Source organism: Psychroserpens sp. Hel_I_66, from assembly GCF_000799465.1.
GTDB lineage: Bacteria > Bacteroidota > Bacteroidia > Flavobacteriales > Flavobacteriaceae > Psychroserpens.
The window spans coordinates 2,448,656-2,466,898 of record NZ_JUGU01000001.1; the positions used below are offsets into that span (position 1 = coordinate 2,448,656).

Annotated in this window: 19 protein-coding genes; 1 reads left to right on the plus strand and 18 read right to left on the minus strand. The window is 34.4% G+C overall.

The genetic code is table 11. From position 1 onward, the window contains the following. Window positions 1–4: 4 nt before the first annotated feature. The 14 genes from GQ40_RS11000 to cyoE all read right to left on the minus strand — a co-directional run bounded on the left by GQ40_RS11000 (window position 5) and on the right by cyoE (window position 12,701). Window positions 5–1,309 carry an efflux RND transporter periplasmic adaptor subunit gene (locus tag GQ40_RS11000; protein ID WP_047548151.1) on the minus strand — a complete coding sequence of 435 codons (1,305 nt, stop codon included), beginning with the start codon at window positions 1,307–1,309 and terminating at the stop codon, window positions 5–7. A gap of 3 nt (window positions 1,310–1,312) precedes the next feature. Beyond that, window positions 1,313–2,755 carry a TolC family protein gene (locus tag GQ40_RS11005; RefSeq protein ID WP_047548154.1) on the minus strand — a complete coding sequence of 481 codons (1,443 nt, stop codon included), beginning with the start codon at window positions 2,753–2,755 and terminating at the stop codon, window positions 1,313–1,315. Between the two features lie 55 nt (window positions 2,756–2,810). Continuing rightward, complete coding sequence (locus tag GQ40_RS11010) at window positions 2,811–3,968, minus strand: efflux RND transporter periplasmic adaptor subunit (RefSeq protein ID WP_047548156.1); 1,158 nt, start codon at window positions 3,966–3,968, stop codon at window positions 2,811–2,813. A gap of 40 nt (window positions 3,969–4,008) precedes the next feature. After that, the gene (locus GQ40_RS11015; RefSeq protein ID WP_047548157.1) at window positions 4,009–5,268 is read right to left on the minus strand and encodes an ABC transporter permease; all 1,260 of its coding nucleotides are present in this window, start codon (window positions 5,266–5,268) and stop codon (window positions 4,009–4,011) included. Window position 5,269: 1 nt separating this feature from the next. Beyond that, window positions 5,270–6,514 carry an ABC transporter permease gene (locus GQ40_RS11020; protein WP_047548159.1) on the minus strand — a complete coding sequence of 415 codons (1,245 nt, stop codon included), beginning with the start codon at window positions 6,512–6,514 and terminating at the stop codon, window positions 5,270–5,272. Next, window positions 6,507–7,208 carry an ABC transporter ATP-binding protein gene (locus tag GQ40_RS11025; protein ID WP_047548161.1) on the minus strand — a complete coding sequence of 234 codons (702 nt, stop codon included), beginning with the start codon at window positions 7,206–7,208 and terminating at the stop codon, window positions 6,507–6,509. Before GQ40_RS11025 ends, GQ40_RS11020 begins: the two co-directional genes overlap by 8 nt. 135 nt (window positions 7,209–7,343) lie before the next feature. Further along, window positions 7,344–7,571 (minus strand): hypothetical protein, encoded by a 228-nt coding sequence (locus GQ40_RS11030; RefSeq protein ID WP_047548164.1) that lies wholly within the window; start codon window positions 7,569–7,571, stop codon window positions 7,344–7,346. Window positions 7,572–7,575: 4 nt separating this feature from the next. Further along, window positions 7,576–8,124: a DUF420 domain-containing protein gene (locus tag GQ40_RS11035; protein WP_047548165.1), complete on the minus strand. Its 549-nt coding sequence runs from the start codon at window positions 8,122–8,124 to the stop codon at window positions 7,576–7,578. Between the two features lie 6 nt (window positions 8,125–8,130). Then, entirely contained in the window at window positions 8,131–8,886 is a 756-nt protein-coding gene (locus GQ40_RS11040; protein ID WP_047548167.1) for an SCO family protein, read from the minus strand. A 6-nt stretch (window positions 8,887–8,892) separates the two neighbouring features. Continuing rightward, the gene (locus tag GQ40_RS11045; protein WP_047548169.1) at window positions 8,893–9,609 is read right to left on the minus strand and encodes a hypothetical protein; all 717 of its coding nucleotides are present in this window, start codon (window positions 9,607–9,609) and stop codon (window positions 8,893–8,895) included. 68 nt (window positions 9,610–9,677) lie between these two features. Next, complete coding sequence (locus GQ40_RS11050; protein WP_047548170.1) at window positions 9,678–10,118, minus strand: cytochrome C oxidase subunit IV family protein; 441 nt, start codon at window positions 10,116–10,118, stop codon at window positions 9,678–9,680. Window positions 10,119–10,138: 20 nt separating this feature from the next. Further along, window positions 10,139–11,116: a cytochrome c oxidase subunit 3 gene (locus GQ40_RS11055; RefSeq protein ID WP_047548172.1), complete on the minus strand. Its 978-nt coding sequence runs from the start codon at window positions 11,114–11,116 to the stop codon at window positions 10,139–10,141. Between the two features lie 138 nt (window positions 11,117–11,254). Next, window positions 11,255–11,836: a heme-copper oxidase subunit III gene (locus tag GQ40_RS11060; protein WP_047548174.1), complete on the minus strand. Its 582-nt coding sequence runs from the start codon at window positions 11,834–11,836 to the stop codon at window positions 11,255–11,257. Between the two features lies 1 nt (window position 11,837). Then, entirely contained in the window at window positions 11,838–12,701 is an 864-nt protein-coding gene (gene cyoE, locus GQ40_RS11065; RefSeq protein ID WP_052184231.1) for a heme o synthase, read from the minus strand. Between the two features lie 157 nt (window positions 12,702–12,858). Between cyoE and GQ40_RS11070 the strand changes: the two genes are divergently transcribed. Beyond that, entirely contained in the window at window positions 12,859–13,743 is an 885-nt protein-coding gene (locus tag GQ40_RS11070; RefSeq protein ID WP_047548176.1) for an MBL fold metallo-hydrolase, read from the plus strand. Between the two features lie 42 nt (window positions 13,744–13,785). On the opposite strand, the gene GQ40_RS11075 is transcribed toward GQ40_RS11070, so the two are convergent. From GQ40_RS11075 to GQ40_RS11090, 4 genes are all read right to left on the minus strand, one after another. Next, window positions 13,786–14,259, minus strand: a complete 474-nt coding sequence (locus GQ40_RS11075) for a hypothetical protein (RefSeq protein WP_047548178.1) — start codon at window positions 14,257–14,259, stop codon at window positions 13,786–13,788. 45 nt (window positions 14,260–14,304) lie between these two features. Beyond that, a complete protein-coding gene (locus GQ40_RS11080; RefSeq protein ID WP_047548180.1) occupies window positions 14,305–16,422 on the minus strand; it encodes a hypothetical protein in 2,118 nt (705 codons plus the stop codon). A 140-nt stretch (window positions 16,423–16,562) separates the two neighbouring features. Beyond that, window positions 16,563–17,357 carry an energy transducer TonB gene (locus GQ40_RS11085; protein WP_052184232.1) on the minus strand — a complete coding sequence of 265 codons (795 nt, stop codon included), beginning with the start codon at window positions 17,355–17,357 and terminating at the stop codon, window positions 16,563–16,565. A 120-nt stretch (window positions 17,358–17,477) separates the two neighbouring features. Beyond that, window positions 17,478–18,203 (minus strand): energy transducer TonB, encoded by a 726-nt coding sequence (locus tag GQ40_RS11090; protein WP_047548182.1) that lies wholly within the window; start codon window positions 18,201–18,203, stop codon window positions 17,478–17,480. Between the last annotated feature and the right edge of the window lie 40 nt (window positions 18,204–18,243).

An 18,243-nucleotide genomic window follows, 5' to 3' on the forward strand; every position in this document is an offset into this window, starting at 1 on the left:
TTATTTATTCTTCGGAAATATTTTCAGGTTTAGATACGTCGCTCTTTGCTTCAACCTTATCGCCTGGCTTTAATGTTTTTGAGACCATATTATAAGGTCCTGTGATGATTTCGGTACCATCGCTTACACCAGAAATTATTTCAATATTTGTATCATCTTGAATTCCGGTTTTTACTTTTTCTAATTTTGCTACACCGTTATCATTAATGAACACACACTCAAATTTCTCTTCATCTCCAAAACTTCCATCTTCGGGAAGTGCTGCTTTCCCATCACTTTTTTTATCTGTCATTTCAGACGCTGTCTTAATTACAATAGCGCTAATTGGAACAGCAATAGAATTATTTTTTTTATTGGTAATGATATCAACTGTTGCGGTCATTCCTGGTCTAAATGGAGAATAGCTATCTGGTTTACCTTGCATTAAATCTTGGTAAGACTCTTCTAAAATTCTTACTTTAACCCTAAAATTTGTTACTTGATCTGCTGTAAGGGTACTTGCTGCAGAATTTGCAATTTCTGTAACAATCCCTTTAAATTCCTTTTTTAAATAAGCATCGACCTCAACAATGGTAGAATCACCGATTTGTACTTTTACAATATCATTTTCGTTAACGTCTACCTCAACTTCCATATTATTGAGATTTGCTACTCTTAAAATTTCTGTACCTGCCATTTGTTGCGTACCAACGACGCGCTCACCTAATTCAACATTGAGAAGTGAAATAGTCCCGCTCATTGGCGCATATATAGTAGTCCTGCCTAAGTTGTCTTTAGCTTCATTTACGGTTGCTGCTGCACTTTGCACACTATAATAAGCCGAACTTTTTGATGCCTGGGCAGTTTCATAAGCAGCAATTGCTCGGTCCCATTCAGATTTTGAAATAACACCTTTGTCAAACAACGATTTACTTCTATCATAATTTGCTTTTGCCTCCTTGAGAGACGCTTCTGCTTGCTCTAAACCTGCTCTTACATTCTGGTATGAGGCTTGTGATCTACTTACTGCAGACTGAATAAGATCTGGATTTACGCGAACTAAAAGATCTCCTTTATTTACTTGTTGTCCTTCCTTAAACGGAAGATCAAGAATTTCTCCAGAAACTTCACTGGAAATTTTGACTTCAACTTCTGGTTGTATTTTCCCTGTTGCAGAAACAGTTTCAACAATATCAACTAAAGTCACCTTTTTAAATTCTACCTCTTTAATATTTCCTTTCTTACCGAATAATCCCATAGATTTTCCTGCAACTAAGGCAATAAGTACAAGCACAACAATTGCAAGAATGATTTTAGTTTTTTTACTCATGTTTTAAAACTTTAATTCTGTAGCTGGTATCCCAAAATATAATTCAAGAACCTTCAACTTAAATATATAATCGTATTTGGCACGATTTACTTCTATTTTAGCATTGTCAAATCTAAGCTTAGATTGACTAAAATCAAAAGCGTTTGTTAACCCTACGTCATAACGTTCCTTTGCATAATCATAAGCCAACTGCTGGGACTCTAAAGCAATTTCTGCAGCTTCAAAAGATTTGAAAGCTCCTTTTGCATCCACATAAGCTTGGTAAACATTTGATTCTAAATCTAACTCTGCCTGTTCTAATTGATACTCGCTACGTTGTAAATTTATCTTACTTCTTTTAATGTTTCCTTTTGTTGAAAATCCATTAAAAATAGGAATGTTTAAACTTAACCCATAACCAATACCATCATTTTGGTACAATTGATCAAGAAATGGATCTGCTCCAACTTGACGAGCAACTGTATTAGGAAATGTACCCACTACAGATTGACCAGTACCCTCCACTACACCAATTTCTTGCGTTACAGATGGATTATCTGGATCTGTTACCTGAATAAACGACGTAGCATTGGTATATCTCGTATCATATCCAAAAAATGCTCTCAATGTTGGATAATTAGCTCCTCTTGCAATCTGTAAATCTTTTTTAGCCAATTCTACATCTTGCTCTGCAATCTTAATTTCAGAGCGTGTCTCTTTAGCTTTAGACAAAATTTCTGAAATACTTTTATCTGCTATTCCACCATCAACAATATCGTACCCTTCATCTTCAATATCAAAATTCTCATAATCCTTAATTAACAATAATTGCGCAAGACTAATGAGTGATATGGTAATATTATTTTCAGCATTAATTATATTTTGTTTCTCACTAGCGTCTATAGCTTTAATTTCAAGGAGGTCGCCTCTTGGCAAAGATCCTGCTTCAACTAACTGTTCTGTTCGGTCTATCTGCTCTTGTGTTACCGCATTTTGAGATTTTAAAACTTCCAGATTTGCTTTATTTAAAATAACCGTTAAATATCCATTGGCTACAAAAAGAGAAATATCATCCTTCATTTTATCCAAACGGTACTGGCTTGCCAATTTAGAAATTTCGGCACGTTGTAAAGTTCTCACATTTCTTAAACCGTCAAAAAGAGTATACCCTACATTTACATTTCCAGTGACCGATAAAAATGTAGTGGTTTGTGCATTGTTTGTTACCGGGTTAAAACTAAGTCCTGTATTTTCTGAAATACTACTGCCTAAATTTAATGATGGTAAAAAGTTACCTATTGCAGTAAGCTTATCTATATCTGTAGTTGCTAAGTCTAGTTCGCTTTGTTTAACAGAAATATTGTTTTCCAACGCGTACTGAACACATTCAATAAGTGTCCATTTCTTAGTTTGAGCTTGAGAACTTATTGTTATAAAAACAATGATTATGCTTATTATTTTTTTCATGATTAATCTATAAGTATCTAAAATTTGTAAAGTGTTACACTAAATCCTAAAATTTTTATTGGGCGTATTTTGGAATTCCTTGAATTTGATTCCAAACCTTGATTTTGTCATCTTTAGTAATTCCACTTTTAACCTCAACAAAAATACCGTCACTAATTCCTAATTCTACATCCCTACGTTCAAATTCCTGATCACCCGTTACAATTTCCACATAAGGTTTTTTAGTTTCTTTGTCATATTGAACCAACGCTTCTTTAATTGCAAGAACGTTTTCTGCTTTTTCTAAAATAATAGAAGCATTCGCACTCAATCCTGCTCTAATAAAAGTAGAATCTATTTGTTTTAAAGTTCCTTTTATTGCAAATTGAATAGCTCCGTTTTCTGCTACTCCTTTGGGTGCAATGTAGTCTAAAACCGCATCAAACTTTTCATCTTCAATGGCTCCAACGGTAATTTCTAAAGGTAAACCTTCTTTTATTTTACCTACTTCACTCTCATCAACCTTCCCTTCAAAAATCATTTTTTTAACATCTGCGAGAGACGCTATTGATGTCCCTTCATTGAAATTATTTGCTTCAATAACTTGGTTACCAGCTTTTACAGGCACATCTAAAACCATCCCAGAAACCGTAGCTCTAACTTGCGTTTGAGCAATGTTACCCAAACCGCTCGTAGTACCTGTTTTTATGATATCATAATTTTGATTTGCAGAATTCACATTGATCCTAGCCTGCTCGACCGCTTGCTTGGTCTGTAAATATGTATTTTTCACACCTTCAAAATCATTTGCTGAAATCACACCTTTATCAAACAAAGCTTTTTGTCTATCATAATTAGATTGTTGCGTTTGTAAATTGATTTTTGCAGTTTGAAAAGCAGTTTGATTTGAGGCTATATTGTTTTTTGCACTGGTTAAAGAAGACACATTAGGGATTACCCTAATTTGCGCAATTAAGTCACCTTGCTTCACATATTCTCCTGCGTCAATAAATATCTCCTCAATAACTCCAGAAATGTTTGGCTTGATTAAAATTTCTTCCTTCGGAACAATACTACCAGTTGCTACTGTCTTTACGACTATGGTTTGCTCGGTTGGGCTTTCCGAAGTATATTTTATTGGGTCCTCTTGATTTTTTTGCCATAAATAAAATAATGCGCCTCCAAATACGACGACGATTAAAATCAATAATATTACAGTTCTTGTTCTTTTCATTGGTTGATGATTATATAATTTCTATTTATTTTGATTTCTATTATTCTATTCTTAGTGCATCTACTGGCTTCATTTTGGTCGCACTATTAGCTGGAATCAATCCTGCTAAAACTCCAGAAAAAACTAATATTAACAAGGCAGTGAATACGACTTGCATACTCACACTTGGGTTGGCAAAATTTTCTACAGTGCCAACGCTGTCCAAAATAGTATTCATTAGCCAAATTACAAATGCTGCAAATGAGATACCTACCATACCAGATAATATCGTCAATATTAGACTTTCCTGTAAAATTTGAGATTTGATCATCCAAGGAGAAGCCCCTAAAGCTCGTCTAACGCCAATTTCTTTGGTACGCTCTTTCACAACGATTAGCATTATATTACTAATACCAATTATTCCAGACATAAGCACCAATGCTCCAACAAAATAACCTACAAGCGTTAAAATTGAAAACAATCCATTCACGCGTCCAAATTGCTCTGATAAGTCAAAATGACCAATTGCTCGCTCATCATCTGGATGCACTTTATGCCTTGACTTCATTAGATCAAAAATTTGCTGTTTTAGAGAGGTAATTGTTGTTCCGTCTTCCGCAGTTATAGCCATCCAACCTACATTTTCGCCTCTGTTAAATGCTTGTCCGAATGTTGTAAACGGAATATAAATTGTACTTGCATCTTGTTCGCCATCACCTTGACTATTACTCATTTTAAAAGTACCAACGACCAAAAAATTAACACCGTTGATTTTTATGTAAGTTCCTAAAATCTCTTCGCCTTTATCGTAAAGTCCACGTTCAACTCCAGTGCCAATAATACATATTTTACGTTTTGATTCAATATCTGAATAACTTATAAAACGACCCTGAAGAATATCCATTGGTTGCTGTTTAATATATTCTGGATAATCACCATAAATCTCAAAGGCACCTGTTTTAGTACCTCTTATAACATTGTTTGCTCCATTGTAACCTCCTAACTGGTTTCTTGGAGATACATATTTGATATTTGGAACTTCAGATTTTATAGCTGCAACATCACCTATTTTGTAGTTAAAGTTACGTCCTTTTGGTAAGCCTTTGTATGGTTTAGATGTGCCTTGCGTCCACATAAACATGGAGTTGGTTGCGAAATCACCAAAATCTGCAGTTACTCCATTTTTAAGCCCGTTGGTTAATGCTAACAATAGGACAAGTATTGTAATTCCCCAAAACACACCAAATGCTGTCAAAAAAGTTCTAAACTTATTTGCATTTAATGCTTCTAATATTTCGTCCCAACGGTCTCTGCTAAACATATTATTCGTCTCTTAGTGCTACAATAGGCTTTATCTTGGCTGCTCGGTAAGCTGGAATAAAACCTGCTATAGCTCCTGCAAAAACAAGCAAAAACACTGTTGTTAATGCTACATTAAAATCTACTTGAGGGTATTTTATAAAATCACTATCTATTAATGGCCCAACTGCCTCTAATAGACCAAGCCCAAATATCAATCCAAATAATCCAGAAAACATGGTCACAAATACAGCTTCTTGTAAAATCATACCAACAATAGACATTGGCATAGCGCCAAGTGCCTTTCTTATTCCAATTTCTTTTGTTCTTTCCTTAACTATGATGAGCATTATATTTCCAACACCCACAATTCCCGCAATGATAGTACCAATACCGACAAACCAAAATACCCCTTGTATAGTTGCTATCAATGAGTAAATTTTCCTGGCTTCTTCCAATGTGTTATTAACTCTAACAGCACTTAAATCATCTGGAGCAACCGTATGGATTTCCTTAAGTTGCTGTTCCATTCCTGTAGCAATACCATTTGACATTGCTACTGCCTCATCAAAATTGTCTGCCATTTTAACTGTGAATGACATGTTTCTAATATCCTCTCCAGCATTAAATACTTTTTGAGCAGTACTAACTGGAATATATACCTGACTTTCTTCACGATCTCCACCTGGATCAAAATAGACACCAACGACTTTAAAGTTCATTCCGAAGACTTGAATATTTTTATCAATTGGGTCTTCTCCTTTAAAAAGATCGGTTTTCATTTTATTACCAATTACTGCGACTTTTTTGGAGCTATTTATATCTGACTGACTTATAAACCGTCCAGAACCTATATCTGCATTTTCAATAAATTGATTGTCTGGTAAGGTTCCACGTACTCTATAGTTTCCAGATTCGTTATTATAAGAAACTGTTCCTCCCCAAATCATATAATCTTTAGATCGGTATTCAAAATAGTCATCATACTTTTGCTCAACAGCATCAAAACTAGAATTTTTTAGCTGAATGTACCGACCAGGATTTAGACCCTTATAGCCCTTTGTTGTTACCCCTGTCCAAACTGAAATCTTATTAGTTGCATCCTGTTCAAACTGAGATGTTACCCCATTTTCTATTCCCTTACTAAAACCAAGAAGCACAACCAAAATAAAAATCCCGGAAGCTACCGAAAGCCCGGTTAAAAACGTTCGCAATTTATTTTTGCTAAGCGTTTCAAATATTTCTTGCCAACGTTCTATATCAAACATGTTGTGACGCTCTAACCTGTTCTACTTTACTATCGTCAATTATCAATCCATCTTTTAGGTTGACAATACGTTTGGTCATTTGTGCGATATCGTGCTCGTGTGTAACGACTAAAATTGTTTTTCCCTCATCATTAATACCTTGAATAAGATCCATAACTTCGTAAGATGTTTTGGTATCCAGTGCGCCTGTAGGCTCATCTGCTAATAATACTTTTGGATCACTTGCTAGTGCTCGTGCTATTGCTACACGTTGTTTTTGCCCACCAGATAATTCACTCGGTAAATGATGTGACCATTTATCTAAACCTACTTTCTCGAGATAATGCATTGCTCTTTCGGTACGTTCTTTTCGCTTAACACCTTTGTAGTACAATGGCATTGATACGTTATCTAGTGCAGATTTGTAATTGATAAGGTTAAAAGATTGAAAAATAAACCCGAGAAATTCATTTCTATATTTTGCAGCTATTTTTTCGTTTAGATTTTTGATAGGCACATTATCAAGTATATACTGACCTTCGTCTGCTTCATCCAGCATTCCTAAAATATTAAGAAGAGTAGATTTTCCAGATCCCGAAGAACCCATTATAGAGACTAATTCCCCCTCTTTTACATCAAAATTTATACCTTTTAGAACGTGAAGCGAGTTGCTTCCCATGTGATAAGACTTATGTAAATCCTTAATTTGAATCATAGCTGGATGGTTAATGCTCACAAAACTAATAAAAACCAAAAACGGTTTATGCCAAGTATTTGTTAAGAATTTGATTTTTGATTGATATATAGAAGACGATAAGAAATCAAAAATGTTACAGTTAGAGACAATAATTTATAGCTTTTCCTTTTTACTTCGGAAGAATTGCCAATAAATCATAAACCCGATTCCACCAACAAGTAAATATGGGATTGTCATTAAATACATGATCCCATCGTTAACACCTTCTGCAGTAGATTGACCTTCTTCACTTTCTAAAACCGCTCTGCACATAGCACATTGAGCATTTGTTTCTATAAAAAGAAACATGGAGAAAATTGAAATGACAATCTTTTGCTTCATATAATTATACGTAATAAGGTGAAATCATTAAATACACTATAACACCCGTTACAGCAACGTACAGCCAAAGCGGAAATGTGATTCTTGCGATTTTTTTATGACGCTCAAAATTATTGGTAATTGCTCTTACATAGGTAATCAAAACAAAAGGAATGATAATAATTGATAATAGGATATGCGTCAAAAGAATAAAATAGTATACATATTTCACAGCACCTTCTCCACCAAACTCTGTGGAGTCACTCGTCATATGATAAGCAACATACATGATTAGAAAAACTCCCGAACAGCCAATCGCAGTGGTCATTAAATTCTCATGAAGTACTATTTTTTTGTTTTTTATTGCAATAAATGCAATAATTAAAATAACAGCAGTCAATCCATTTATCAATGCATATATTGGAGGCAAAAACGATAAGGGCTCTACCTCAATACCAAAATCTTGTAATTTTACTCTTGACAAAATCGCAACGAGAATAGGTACTACAATTGCCAAAATGACTATCCATTTATTATATTTTTTTTCTGCAGAAATTGTTTCGCGAGTATTCATACTATCTTAATCTTCTTTTAATAGTTTGGCAATATCTTCTTTAAGCATGCTTATTTCTTCGGTTTCGCCATCCTCATCCATTTTTTCTTCTTCGCTTATGATGCCTTTGTAGAAGATTTTAGGGTTTCCGAAGTTATCTTGTCTGGAGCGCATAAATCCGTTTTTATCAATAAGCGCAAAATTTCCGGAGTGCTCAAAACCACCATCAACATCTGGGTTTTCTCCTGCATAAATGTTAAAACCAACATTTGCCAAAGCATAGATTGCTTTTTGGTCTCCTGTCATTAAATGCCAATTAGGATTTTTGATTCCGTAGTTATCTGCATATGTTTTAAGGACTTCTTGCGTATCATACTCTGGATTAATTGTGAAAGATGCGACACCAAAATCCTCAAATTCTGAAAATGTGTTTTGAATCTGTACTAGATTGCGGTTCATTCTTGGACAAATTGTAGGGCATGTGGTGAAGAAAAACTCGACAACATAGACTTTACCTGCATAATCTTGGTTGGTTATAGTATCACCATTTTGGTCTAAGAATGAGAATGGCGGTACTTTTTTTGGCTCTCCATTTATTTCTAAAAACATCAAATCTGAAACAAAACCATCTGCAGTTGTTGAAACATTTTTTGATCTGCTCTCATCTCTTGTGATATCATTACCTTTTATTCTATCTACTATTTTAGGAATAAAAATAATTCCGAAGACTAAAAGAATAAAAGCAATACCTATGTAAGAATAGTTTGTTTTTTTAGTGCTCATAACGTTTTATTTATCTTTAGCGTTTAACTCGTCTGCACGTCTGGTTGAAGAATCAAAATCGCCTTTTCGTTTTTGCCTGTATTCGGTAAATAAAATGCGTAAGTCATCACTCATTTTATTTTTCATTTCATCTATTTCAATACAGTCGTAGGAATACAATGGATAAATCGCTTCCTTTCGTTCTTTTTCTTTGTCGCTACGATCGTCTAATCTTCCGCGCTGTTTTAAATCTTTATCTATGATGAAAATGTGGTCTGTAAATAGATCATTGGTTAAGGATTCTTCCGATTTTAAGCTATTAAAAACCTTTTTGATATCATTTGGTTCTCCAAAAACGTAATGCCAAAAACGCATATCATCGTAATTATTGATTTTTTTTTGAAGCGCATCTGCATTGGCTTCATTTCCTTTTGGCAGTATAATAACAATTTGAAATTTTTTGAAGCCTTTAAACTTGTCGTAAACGAGTTCTTTTAGGTTTGAAGCAGCGATGACGTGGTTTGTGGGCTCATTTCCGAGGAAACCAAGAATGGTTATATGATCTTTGAGAAGAACATCGGTTTCAGAATTTGATAAAAACAATTCTAGATCGGTCACGCTATCATCAACGACTTCTAAAGGGTCGTAATTGTGAGTTGATGGATACAACATCAACAAAAATGCGACAGGCAAAAAGAATAATATGCCTAATACAAGGTTACGTTTTATGTTGCTTTTATCCATAGTGCAAAAATAAAAAAAGACGGTTTAAAAAACCGTCTTTTACTATACTTTATAATGATAATGGTATGTTAAAAATCTCTTTTTATATAACCATTAGAATATACGCTTTCTATATAACCTCCTTCTTGTAATAAGATAAAAATCAAATAACAGATCAAGAATACGCCTGTCCAAACTACCATGCGTCTTAAGGCACTAGTTTCATCTCTCATGTGCATGAAATCCCAAGTGATATAATATGCCTTAACAATTGTTAAAAAGATAAATATCAAGTTTAATGGTTTCATATATATGAATGGTGACAATAAAATGTTACCAAGTGTTGCAAAAAAGCCACCTTCAAAAGGGGTCATCCAGTTATGCATTAAGAATTCTGGCTTATAAATACCAAGAACAACTTCTACTGCTGTTACAAGTGTCAAGAAAATTAAAACACCCCAAATTTTTTGGGTGTTAGATTTAAACTTTAAAGTTCCTCTAAATATTTCTAATTTATGCTCGTGTGCCATTTTTTAAATTTTATTCTTGATTATACTAGGTAGAAGAATGTAAATACAAATACCCATACTAAATCGACAAAGTGCCAATATAATCCAACTTTTTCAACCATTTCGTAGCTTCCTCGTCTTTCATAAGTACCAAGAATTACATTGAAGAAAATAATAATATTAATTACAACTCCAGAGAATACGTGAAAACCGTGAAAACCAGTTATAAAGAAGAAGAAATCTGCAAATAGCGAAGTTCCATATTCGTTAACTTTTAAGTTAGCACCATGAACTACCAATCTACCTTCTTTTTTAAGTTTGCTTAAAGATTCTTCTCTAGACAATACTGTCTTTTCTCCTTCTTCGTTAATTATTTGGGTTCTTATAACAACATCTGGGTTTGCGATTAAACCATTATATACTTCGTCAACAGTGAATTCTGGAAGTGTTCCTTCATCTACAAACCAAAGTCCGTTTTTATTCTCATGTGCTACACGTTCACTTTCCCCGTGTAACGCAATATCACTAACTGCAACTCTATGACCGTCTTTATCAACAAACTGAAGAATATTACCTCCTTGAGTTTGTACTGCTCCATAATCTCCTTTAATGAATGTTCCCCATTCCCAAGCTTGAGAGCCAACGAATATCAAACCACCAATAATGGTCAAGAACATATACCAAGTTACTTTTGTTTTATTCATATGATGACCTGCATCTACAGCCAAAACCATAGTTACAGAAGACATAATAAGTACGAATGTCATAAACGCAACATAAATCATTGGATAATTCCCATGAAAAAACGGTACGTGTGTAAACACCTCATCTGCTATTGGCCAAGACCCAATATATTTAAATCTTGAAAAGCCATAAGCTGCTAAAAATCCAGAAAACGTTAAGGCATCAGACACGATAAAGAACCACATCATCATTTTGCCATAACTTGATTGAAGTGGAGCTCTTCCGCCACCCCAAACTTTGCCCTCTGTTCCAGTATTTGCTACTGTAGTATCCATATAAAGCATTTAGTTGTTAAAAGTTGCACAAAAATAATGATTTTATCTATCTAAAAAAACATCCTTTTCTAAAAATTAGAAACATACTTCTTTACTAGCCTAAATCACACCTTTACGCCTATTAAAATGATTAAAAAATTAAACCAAATATGTCAAAAATAAAAACAAGAATAACCACAGTATATCTACAAAATGCCAAAAGGTAGCAGAGAGTTCCATACCAAGCATTTCTGTTGGTGAATATTTTTGTTTAAAATGATTATAAATTACGACCAATAAAGACAAAAGACCAGCTACTACATGCAAAATATGAACTGCAGCAATAACATAAATAAAACTCATTGTTACATTAGACGTCTCTCCTGTTAAATAATACCCAGAATCTACAATTTGTTTAAAACCTTCAAACTGGCTCAAAATAAAAGCGACACCTAAGCCAAAAGTTGTAAGCAACATTGCTGTCGTTAAACTCCTCTTGTTCTTTTTTAATGCTCTTTTAGCTAAAATGAAAGTTAAACTACTTACAAGAATCAATGCACAACTAATAAAGAAAGCACTTGGCATTTCAAAATCATGCATCCAATCTTCGCGTTTTCTACTCACCAAAACCGCACTGGTCAACCCAGCAAAAGACATGATGAGAGAACCAATCCCAAACCAAAGCATCATGCTCTTAGCTCTATTGGTTTTTTCTTTTAATGTTCCTTCTGTTAAATCCATTCTATCTTATAAATTTATCTGCAACGTAAACAATTTGTATTAAAGTAATATATAATACACTTGAAAGCATTAACTGCTTTGCTGACTTTGCAGTTCTCTTTTTAAATAATTCAAAAGCATAATACAACATTACCATGCCTAATAAAAAGACAATAATTGCTGCTACTATAGAAAGCTTCAAATCACCTGTTACTCCAAAAACGGGAACAATGGAGATGAGAATCGTCCAAATCGTATACATAATAGTTTGTACAGCTGTACCTTTATCTCTTTTTCTGGTTGGTAACATATAGAAACCTCCTTTTTCATAATCTTCATACAAAAACCAGCCAATAGCCCAAAAGTGCGGAAATTGCCAAAAAAACTGTAAGGCAAACAAAGTTCCAGCCTCTATACCAAAATCATTTCTTGCAGCAACCCAACCTAACATAAATGGGATGGCTCCCGGTATGGCACCAACAAACACAGCTAAAGGGGTTTTTGTTTTTAGAGGCGTATAAGCGCAGGTATAAATAAAAATTGAAATTGCACCATACATAGCAGTCCTTTCATTAATAACATAAAGAACCATAAGCCCTAAAACCGTAAAAACAGTAGCGATAATAAATGCAGATTTCACACTCATTCTACCTGCGGGAACCGGTCGGTTTCTTGTACGATCCATCAATACATCCAAATCTTTCTCAATGATCTGGTTAAATGCATTAGATGCGCCAACCATAAAATAACCGCCAAAAGCCAATAATAACAAAGTGTAAAAATCAACTTGAACTGCTCCAAGCAAGTAACCTGCAAGTGCAGAAAAAACGACACTTATAGACAGCCTCATTTTTGTAATTTCCTTAAAATCGGAAATTAAAGACATGTCGTTCACAGATGATTTTACAGTGCTCAATATGAGAGATTTTATTGCGTTTGCAAAGATACTTTTAAAAAAGGTTTTGAACAATTCAAAACTTAATTAATTAAACGCATTGTAAGTTTGATTATCTTTATGAGACTCTTTTAAAAACTGATCTCACATGAAATATGTATTTGTTTTAACAAGTATCCTCTTTTTTCTCTTCGGAAATTTCGCCAGCGCACAACGCTTTGACGATGTCACAATCGAAACCGTAAAAGTTTCAGACCACGTATATATGCTATTGGGCGCAGGCGGAAATATTGGAGTTTCCATTGGAGAAGATGGCGTTTTTATGATTGACGACCAATTTGCTCCGCTTACAGAAAAAATTCATACAGCAATAAAGGCCCTAAGCGACAAAGACATTAAATTTTTGGCCAATACGCATCACCATGGCGACCACACGGGTGGCAACGAAAATATGCAACAACTTGGCGCAACTATAATTGCCCACGATAATGTGAGACAACGTTTAGAAACAACTCCAAAGCGTGATGGCACTTCGGAAGCTAAAGCAGCCTTGCCAATCATCACCTTTAACGATGAGCTTTGCTTATATATCAACGGAGAGAAAATTGGAGTATTTCATGCAGATAATGCACATACCGATGGTGACGTACTTCTTTATTTTACAAAGAGCAACGTTCTTCATACAGGAGACACCTATTTTAAAGGTCGCTATCCTTATATAGATTTAGATTCTGGCGGAAGTGTTGATGGCTATATCAATGCTGTAAAGCTCGGTCTTCAATTTATTGATGAAGATACCAAAGTCATACCAGGTCATGGGAGTTTATCCAATAAAGATGAATATCAATCCTTTTTAAAAATGCTCGAGTATTTAAAAACAAACATTTCCGAAGAAATAAAAGCAGGCAAAACCGAAGATGACGTCGCTAAAAACGAAGCATTAACTAAAATGTACGATGATTTAGATTATGGAACTGGTTTTATTAATTCTGAAAAGATAAGGCGTACTTTTTATTTGAGTTTGACCAACTAAAATATGGTAATCTTTATTTCTCCCCAACACCTTCACCACCTATTAATGATAGGCTGAATTATGAGTTAAAGTTGTACTGCAAGTATTGCAAGCCACAGCAGATCCTGCTCCACCTGCATGACCATTTTTACATGTGTAATGCCATACTCCTGCAGCATTTTGAGCCGGCTCTGGAGTTTTTGCTGACGATGGATTTGCAAAGGGTGCAGCTGTAGATGAACTACTGGATTTAGCGTGATATTCGGTATTGTGTGCTAAAAAACTTCCGCATGTTTTGCATTTTGTAGCGGTTCCTGCACCACCAGAACATCCAATTTTGCAAGTGTAGTGCCAAACACCATCTGCGTTTTGAGCTGGCTCCTTAAGTTTTGCAGTGGGAGCTTTCTCTTCTTTTGTATCTGGAACATTTACAGTCTCCACAGTTTCTTTTTTTGAATTTTTATTCTTGTCATCGCAACTGTAAAAACATACTGCAGAGCAAAAAAATAATATTGAAAAAATTTTAGAATATTTCATATTTGGATTTTTCTTTAAAGGTATAAACTTAATTTAACTTTATAATTAAAAATCATTATACCAGTTAAACAAATCTGTTCTAACGCCAACGGTAAACCAAGCTGTGCTTGTATTTAAAGCTGCTGCTGTATTGGCTTGTGGGTTATAATTTCTAAACGTAATATTTGTAAAGAGTCTTAAATTGGTTGCAGTGTTAATGATGTAACCACCACCTAAATCTGCTTGAAAGACATTTGTTGTGTTTCCTTGTCCTACGGTAACTCCTGTATTTGCGTTTCGGTTGACCTCGCTTCGGAAAATATTGCTTCCGTAGTTTGCAAAATCCTCGCCTTCATTGAAATCAAAGCCTCGCTTTCCGAAGATAAATTTGGCATCTGCAAACCATCGTTTGTAATTGTATCGACCAATGGCAATGGCTTCACTAAAATTAGCTCCCCAAAGATGTGCCATAGGTTGGTTATTGTGTGCGTAATTTAATATAATGGAATTGTGAGAATACGTGTAAGGACGAACTCTATTATATTCTAACTGAAGTAATAGATTATCAATTTTAAATGCATCAAAATATTTGAAACCTACTTGGTAACCAAATTTATTTCTCCAGCTTTTATTACCTGCTGTAATATCATTAATGGCAAATTCATCTAAAATAAATTGACCGTAAATATTGACTTTATTATTCCATTTATATTTTGCTGAAGCTCCCAAGATTGCATTACCTGCATCTTGACCTGTAGAGAATTCTATGGCTCTGTAAAAAATCACCGGGTTTAAGTAATTGATATCAAAACCTCGATCATTGTCGTTTGCCCAAAGCACAGACTCAAACAAACCTACGTTTAACCGTTTTGAAACATTCCAGCTTAAATAGTGGTTTGCCATATATTTGGTTAAAAATGCACCATCCTCTGTAACTTCTGCTCTTACATCTCTTAACCACATCCACGTATTGGTGTATTTAATTTTCCAGAATTTGGTGTTCAATTTCAAAAAAGGATATGGACTTGTGGCATCGCTTTGCAATAGTGAGCGGTAACCATCACCAATAAAGTTTTTACCATGACCAAATTGGATGTTTAAAAACTTAGCTGGTGTGTATGATAAGTAGGCTTCTGCAACTGGGTAATCAAATCCGCCATTTTTAAAACGCTTAGACAATCCTCTTCCCGGTACAATTGGTTCGCCACCTTCGGCTTGCAAGCTTTCAGCATATTGATTGAAATATTGCGCAAATCTACCTTGACTCTCATAGATAGATGTAGAAAAATTGAAATTTTTCCCCAATCCTGCTTGTATAAAAATACCTCTTGTGTTATTGTAGGTTGTATTAAAATCTGCTTCGGTATCCTTTCCAACTTGTAAATCAAAAATAGGATCTACCGTAAACCAATAGTCTTTTCCCTGGACCTCAACGAGATGCTCATTCCATAATTTTTTTGACCACCAACTGTCACTTCCCTTAATTAAGGCTTCTTTTTCTGCCTTAAAATCATAATAGGTTGAAACTTCGTCATAGGTAAATGGTTTTGCAGCTGTATGGCTATTTGTACCCAGACCATTCATTTGCTGATCGAACCTTGCATAATAATTATGTGTGAATGGGATATTTAACTGGCTACTATATTCTTTTTTTGTGTATTTGACGATGCTATCGTTTACATTTTCATATTCTGAACTCACATCTGTATTTAAATCCTCTTCCGTTAGAGCCTTAATATCAATTTTATTGTTGATGACTTCTTGGGTTTGAATTTCCGAAGGATTAACCAAAGGTATTTTTATACCCAGAGAGTATTGAAAAAATATGGGTTTACCATTGTATGAGCCTGCCTTTGCTTTTGGCAAGGAATCAAAAACACGTTGAGTCTCTATTTTGAGCTCGTCATAAACAGCATCAACGTAAATTATTGATATTTCGCCATCTTTGCCAACTTCAAAAAGCACATTGACCTCTCCTTTGTAATTACTATCTATTGCTACCTGCGGAACTTTAAATTCCTCAAAAATAAAAGTGTTCATTTTAGTATTGAAACACGTCTTTAATTCATCTATCGGTTTTGACTCACAACCTGGAAATATTGGTGATTTCTCAAAATTTGAAATCTCTTGAGCAGACAACAAAAAACCTAAACATAAAAAAAGGAATAAGAAGCTATTCTTCATAGAGCAATTGCATCGTATTAGTTGCCGAAAGATACTATTTTTTTGAAAATAGATGGGATACGTTTAGCCAATTAAAAAGCGGTCTCAAAACCATTATAGTTCATGACCGCTTTCATTTTTTATTCGGAAAATAGATTACTCTAATTTACCTTAAATACGATTGGTAAATTGTAAATTACCGATACTGGCTTCTTTCTTTGCAAACCTGGTGTCATTTGAGGAATCTTATTCGTGACACGTTCTGCTTCTTTCTCAAGGCTCGGGTGTGGCGCTCTAGTTAAGATTTCAGTAACATTACCATTTTGGTCAATCTTAAACTGAACATTAATTCGCTGTGTACCAGATAACCCTAACTCACTAGCCAAGTCCACATCAAACTTACGTTGTACCAGCTTAGTTATTTTCTCGTTCATACATTTAATGCGATCATTATTTGAATTCATTTTTTCACAACCTGGATATACTGGTACGATTTCTACTTTATCAAGGTAAACAGGTCCCTCAATGGATGGTTCAGGTTTTACCGGATCTTTTACCTTAGTTGGATGTACGGGTTGATCTACCGTTGGAGGATCGGTTGTAACGTCAATACTTTCTATAATTGGGGTTTTGTCATCTACGATAATTGGATCCTTAGTAATGCGAATTTGTTTAGTCTTTTTAACTTCAACAACTTTTGGAGCATTTGGTTCAATAACAATAGTTGGTGAAAAAAACGGTTTATCCTCAAAGTCGGCTAATACATAATCATCCTCGTAAACTTTATTTTCAAACTTCATCTCAAACAAAGCGTAAGTGCCCAGTAGGCAAAGAATGAGTCCGATTTGAAAATACAACGACGAGTTTTTTTGTAAATTTGCATCGTGCTTTTGTGATTTTTGCACTTCTTTATTGCTCTGACCAGCAATATCGTGCGATTTTTTAAAATCTTTCATAATATTTGATTTATAATGTTAATATTATGATAAAATCACAATAAGCATACCAAAGTAAAAATCCCATCTAATTAATTTAGATGGGATTTTGAAATTTTATAATTTTATAATATACTATAACTAGTCTTGTACTTGAAATAAAATTGGTAAAGAATAAGGCACATTAACTGGCTTACCTCTTTGCTTACCTGGTTTCATTCTAGGCAATAAACCAATAACACGTTTAGCTTCTTTTTCTAAACCTGGGTGAGGAGCTCTTGCTTGAATTCCAACAATGTTTCCAGTTTTATCAATTTTAAATATCACATTAATACGTTGTCTTCCTGATAAACCTAAATCACCAGCTAATTCTGTATTAAATTTCTTACCTACAAATTTAGTGATATTATCAGACATACATTGCTTTTTAGCCTCGTTTCCTTTTTCGTTTTCACAACCTGGGAAAATTGGAACATTTTCAATAACGTTGAAAGGCACATCGATGTCCTCTTCGACTTCAGCTACTTCAATTTCTTCAACCTCAACAATTTCTTCTTGTTGATCAGTTTCAGTAGACTCAATTACAGTCTCTTCAATTTCTTTCTCATCTTCCACGATTTCAATTTCCTCTGGCACAACTGGTGGTGGAGGTGGTGGTGGTGGTGGAATTATTTTTTGATCAGTAATTGGAATATCTTCTTCTTCAAGATCTTCCAAATCTAACTGACCTATATCTATAGCCTCTTTTTCATATGACTTGTAATTAATGGTAATGTAAGTTAATGCCATCATTAAAGCCATACCGACAGCAAAATACAGCGAACTGTTTCTGCTAACATCTGATTTAATATTTTTTTTAGGTTCCATGTGCTTAAAAGGTTTTCTGAATGCTAAATTAACCAATTTT

What these genes read in the sequence shown, in the direction of transcription:
- GQ40_RS11070 (WP_047548176.1), top strand. Translation starts at nt 12,859, where the DNA reads ATGAAATATGTATTTGTTTTAACAAGTATCCTCTTTTTTCTCTTCGGA.
- GQ40_RS11050 (WP_047548170.1), bottom strand. Translation starts at nt 10,118, where the DNA reads ATGGCACACGAGCATAAATTAGAAATATTTAGAGGAACTTTAAAGTTT.
- GQ40_RS11000 (WP_047548151.1), bottom strand. Translation starts at nt 1,309, where the DNA reads ATGAGTAAAAAAACTAAAATCATTCTTGCAATTGTTGTGCTTGTACTT.
- cyoE (WP_052184231.1), bottom strand. Translation starts at nt 12,701, where the DNA reads ATGTCTTTAATTTCCGATTTTAAGGAAATTACAAAAATGAGGCTGTCT.
- GQ40_RS11025 (WP_047548161.1), bottom strand. Translation starts at nt 7,208, where the DNA reads ATGATTCAAATTAAGGATTTACATAAGTCTTATCACATGGGAAGCAAC.
- GQ40_RS11090 (WP_047548182.1), bottom strand. Translation starts at nt 18,203, where the DNA reads ATGGAACCTAAAAAAAATATTAAATCAGATGTTAGCAGAAACAGTTCG.
- GQ40_RS11010 (WP_047548156.1), bottom strand. Translation starts at nt 3,968, where the DNA reads ATGAAAAGAACAAGAACTGTAATATTATTGATTTTAATCGTCGTCGTA.
- GQ40_RS11015 (WP_047548157.1), bottom strand. Translation starts at nt 5,268, where the DNA reads ATGTTTAGCAGAGACCGTTGGGACGAAATATTAGAAGCATTAAATGCA.
- GQ40_RS11005 (WP_047548154.1), bottom strand. Translation starts at nt 2,755, where the DNA reads ATGAAAAAAATAATAAGCATAATCATTGTTTTTATAACAATAAGTTCT.
- GQ40_RS11080 (WP_047548180.1), bottom strand. Translation starts at nt 16,422, where the DNA reads ATGAAGAATAGCTTCTTATTCCTTTTTTTATGTTTAGGTTTTTTGTTG.
- GQ40_RS11060 (WP_047548174.1), bottom strand. Translation starts at nt 11,836, where the DNA reads ATGGATTTAACAGAAGGAACATTAAAAGAAAAAACCAATAGAGCTAAG.
- GQ40_RS11075 (WP_047548178.1), bottom strand. Translation starts at nt 14,259, where the DNA reads ATGAAATATTCTAAAATTTTTTCAATATTATTTTTTTGCTCTGCAGTA.
- GQ40_RS11045 (WP_047548169.1), bottom strand. Translation starts at nt 9,609, where the DNA reads ATGGATAAAAGCAACATAAAACGTAACCTTGTATTAGGCATATTATTC.
- GQ40_RS11040 (WP_047548167.1), bottom strand. Translation starts at nt 8,886, where the DNA reads ATGAGCACTAAAAAAACAAACTATTCTTACATAGGTATTGCTTTTATT.
- GQ40_RS11085 (WP_052184232.1), bottom strand. Translation starts at nt 17,357, where the DNA reads ATGAAAGATTTTAAAAAATCGCACGATATTGCTGGTCAGAGCAATAAA.
- GQ40_RS11030 (WP_047548164.1), bottom strand. Translation starts at nt 7,571, where the DNA reads ATGAAGCAAAAGATTGTCATTTCAATTTTCTCCATGTTTCTTTTTATA.
- GQ40_RS11035 (WP_047548165.1), bottom strand. Translation starts at nt 8,124, where the DNA reads ATGAATACTCGCGAAACAATTTCTGCAGAAAAAAAATATAATAAATGG.
- GQ40_RS11020 (WP_047548159.1), bottom strand. Translation starts at nt 6,514, where the DNA reads ATGTTTGATATAGAACGTTGGCAAGAAATATTTGAAACGCTTAGCAAA.
- GQ40_RS11055 (WP_047548172.1), bottom strand. Translation starts at nt 11,116, where the DNA reads ATGGATACTACAGTAGCAAATACTGGAACAGAGGGCAAAGTTTGGGGT.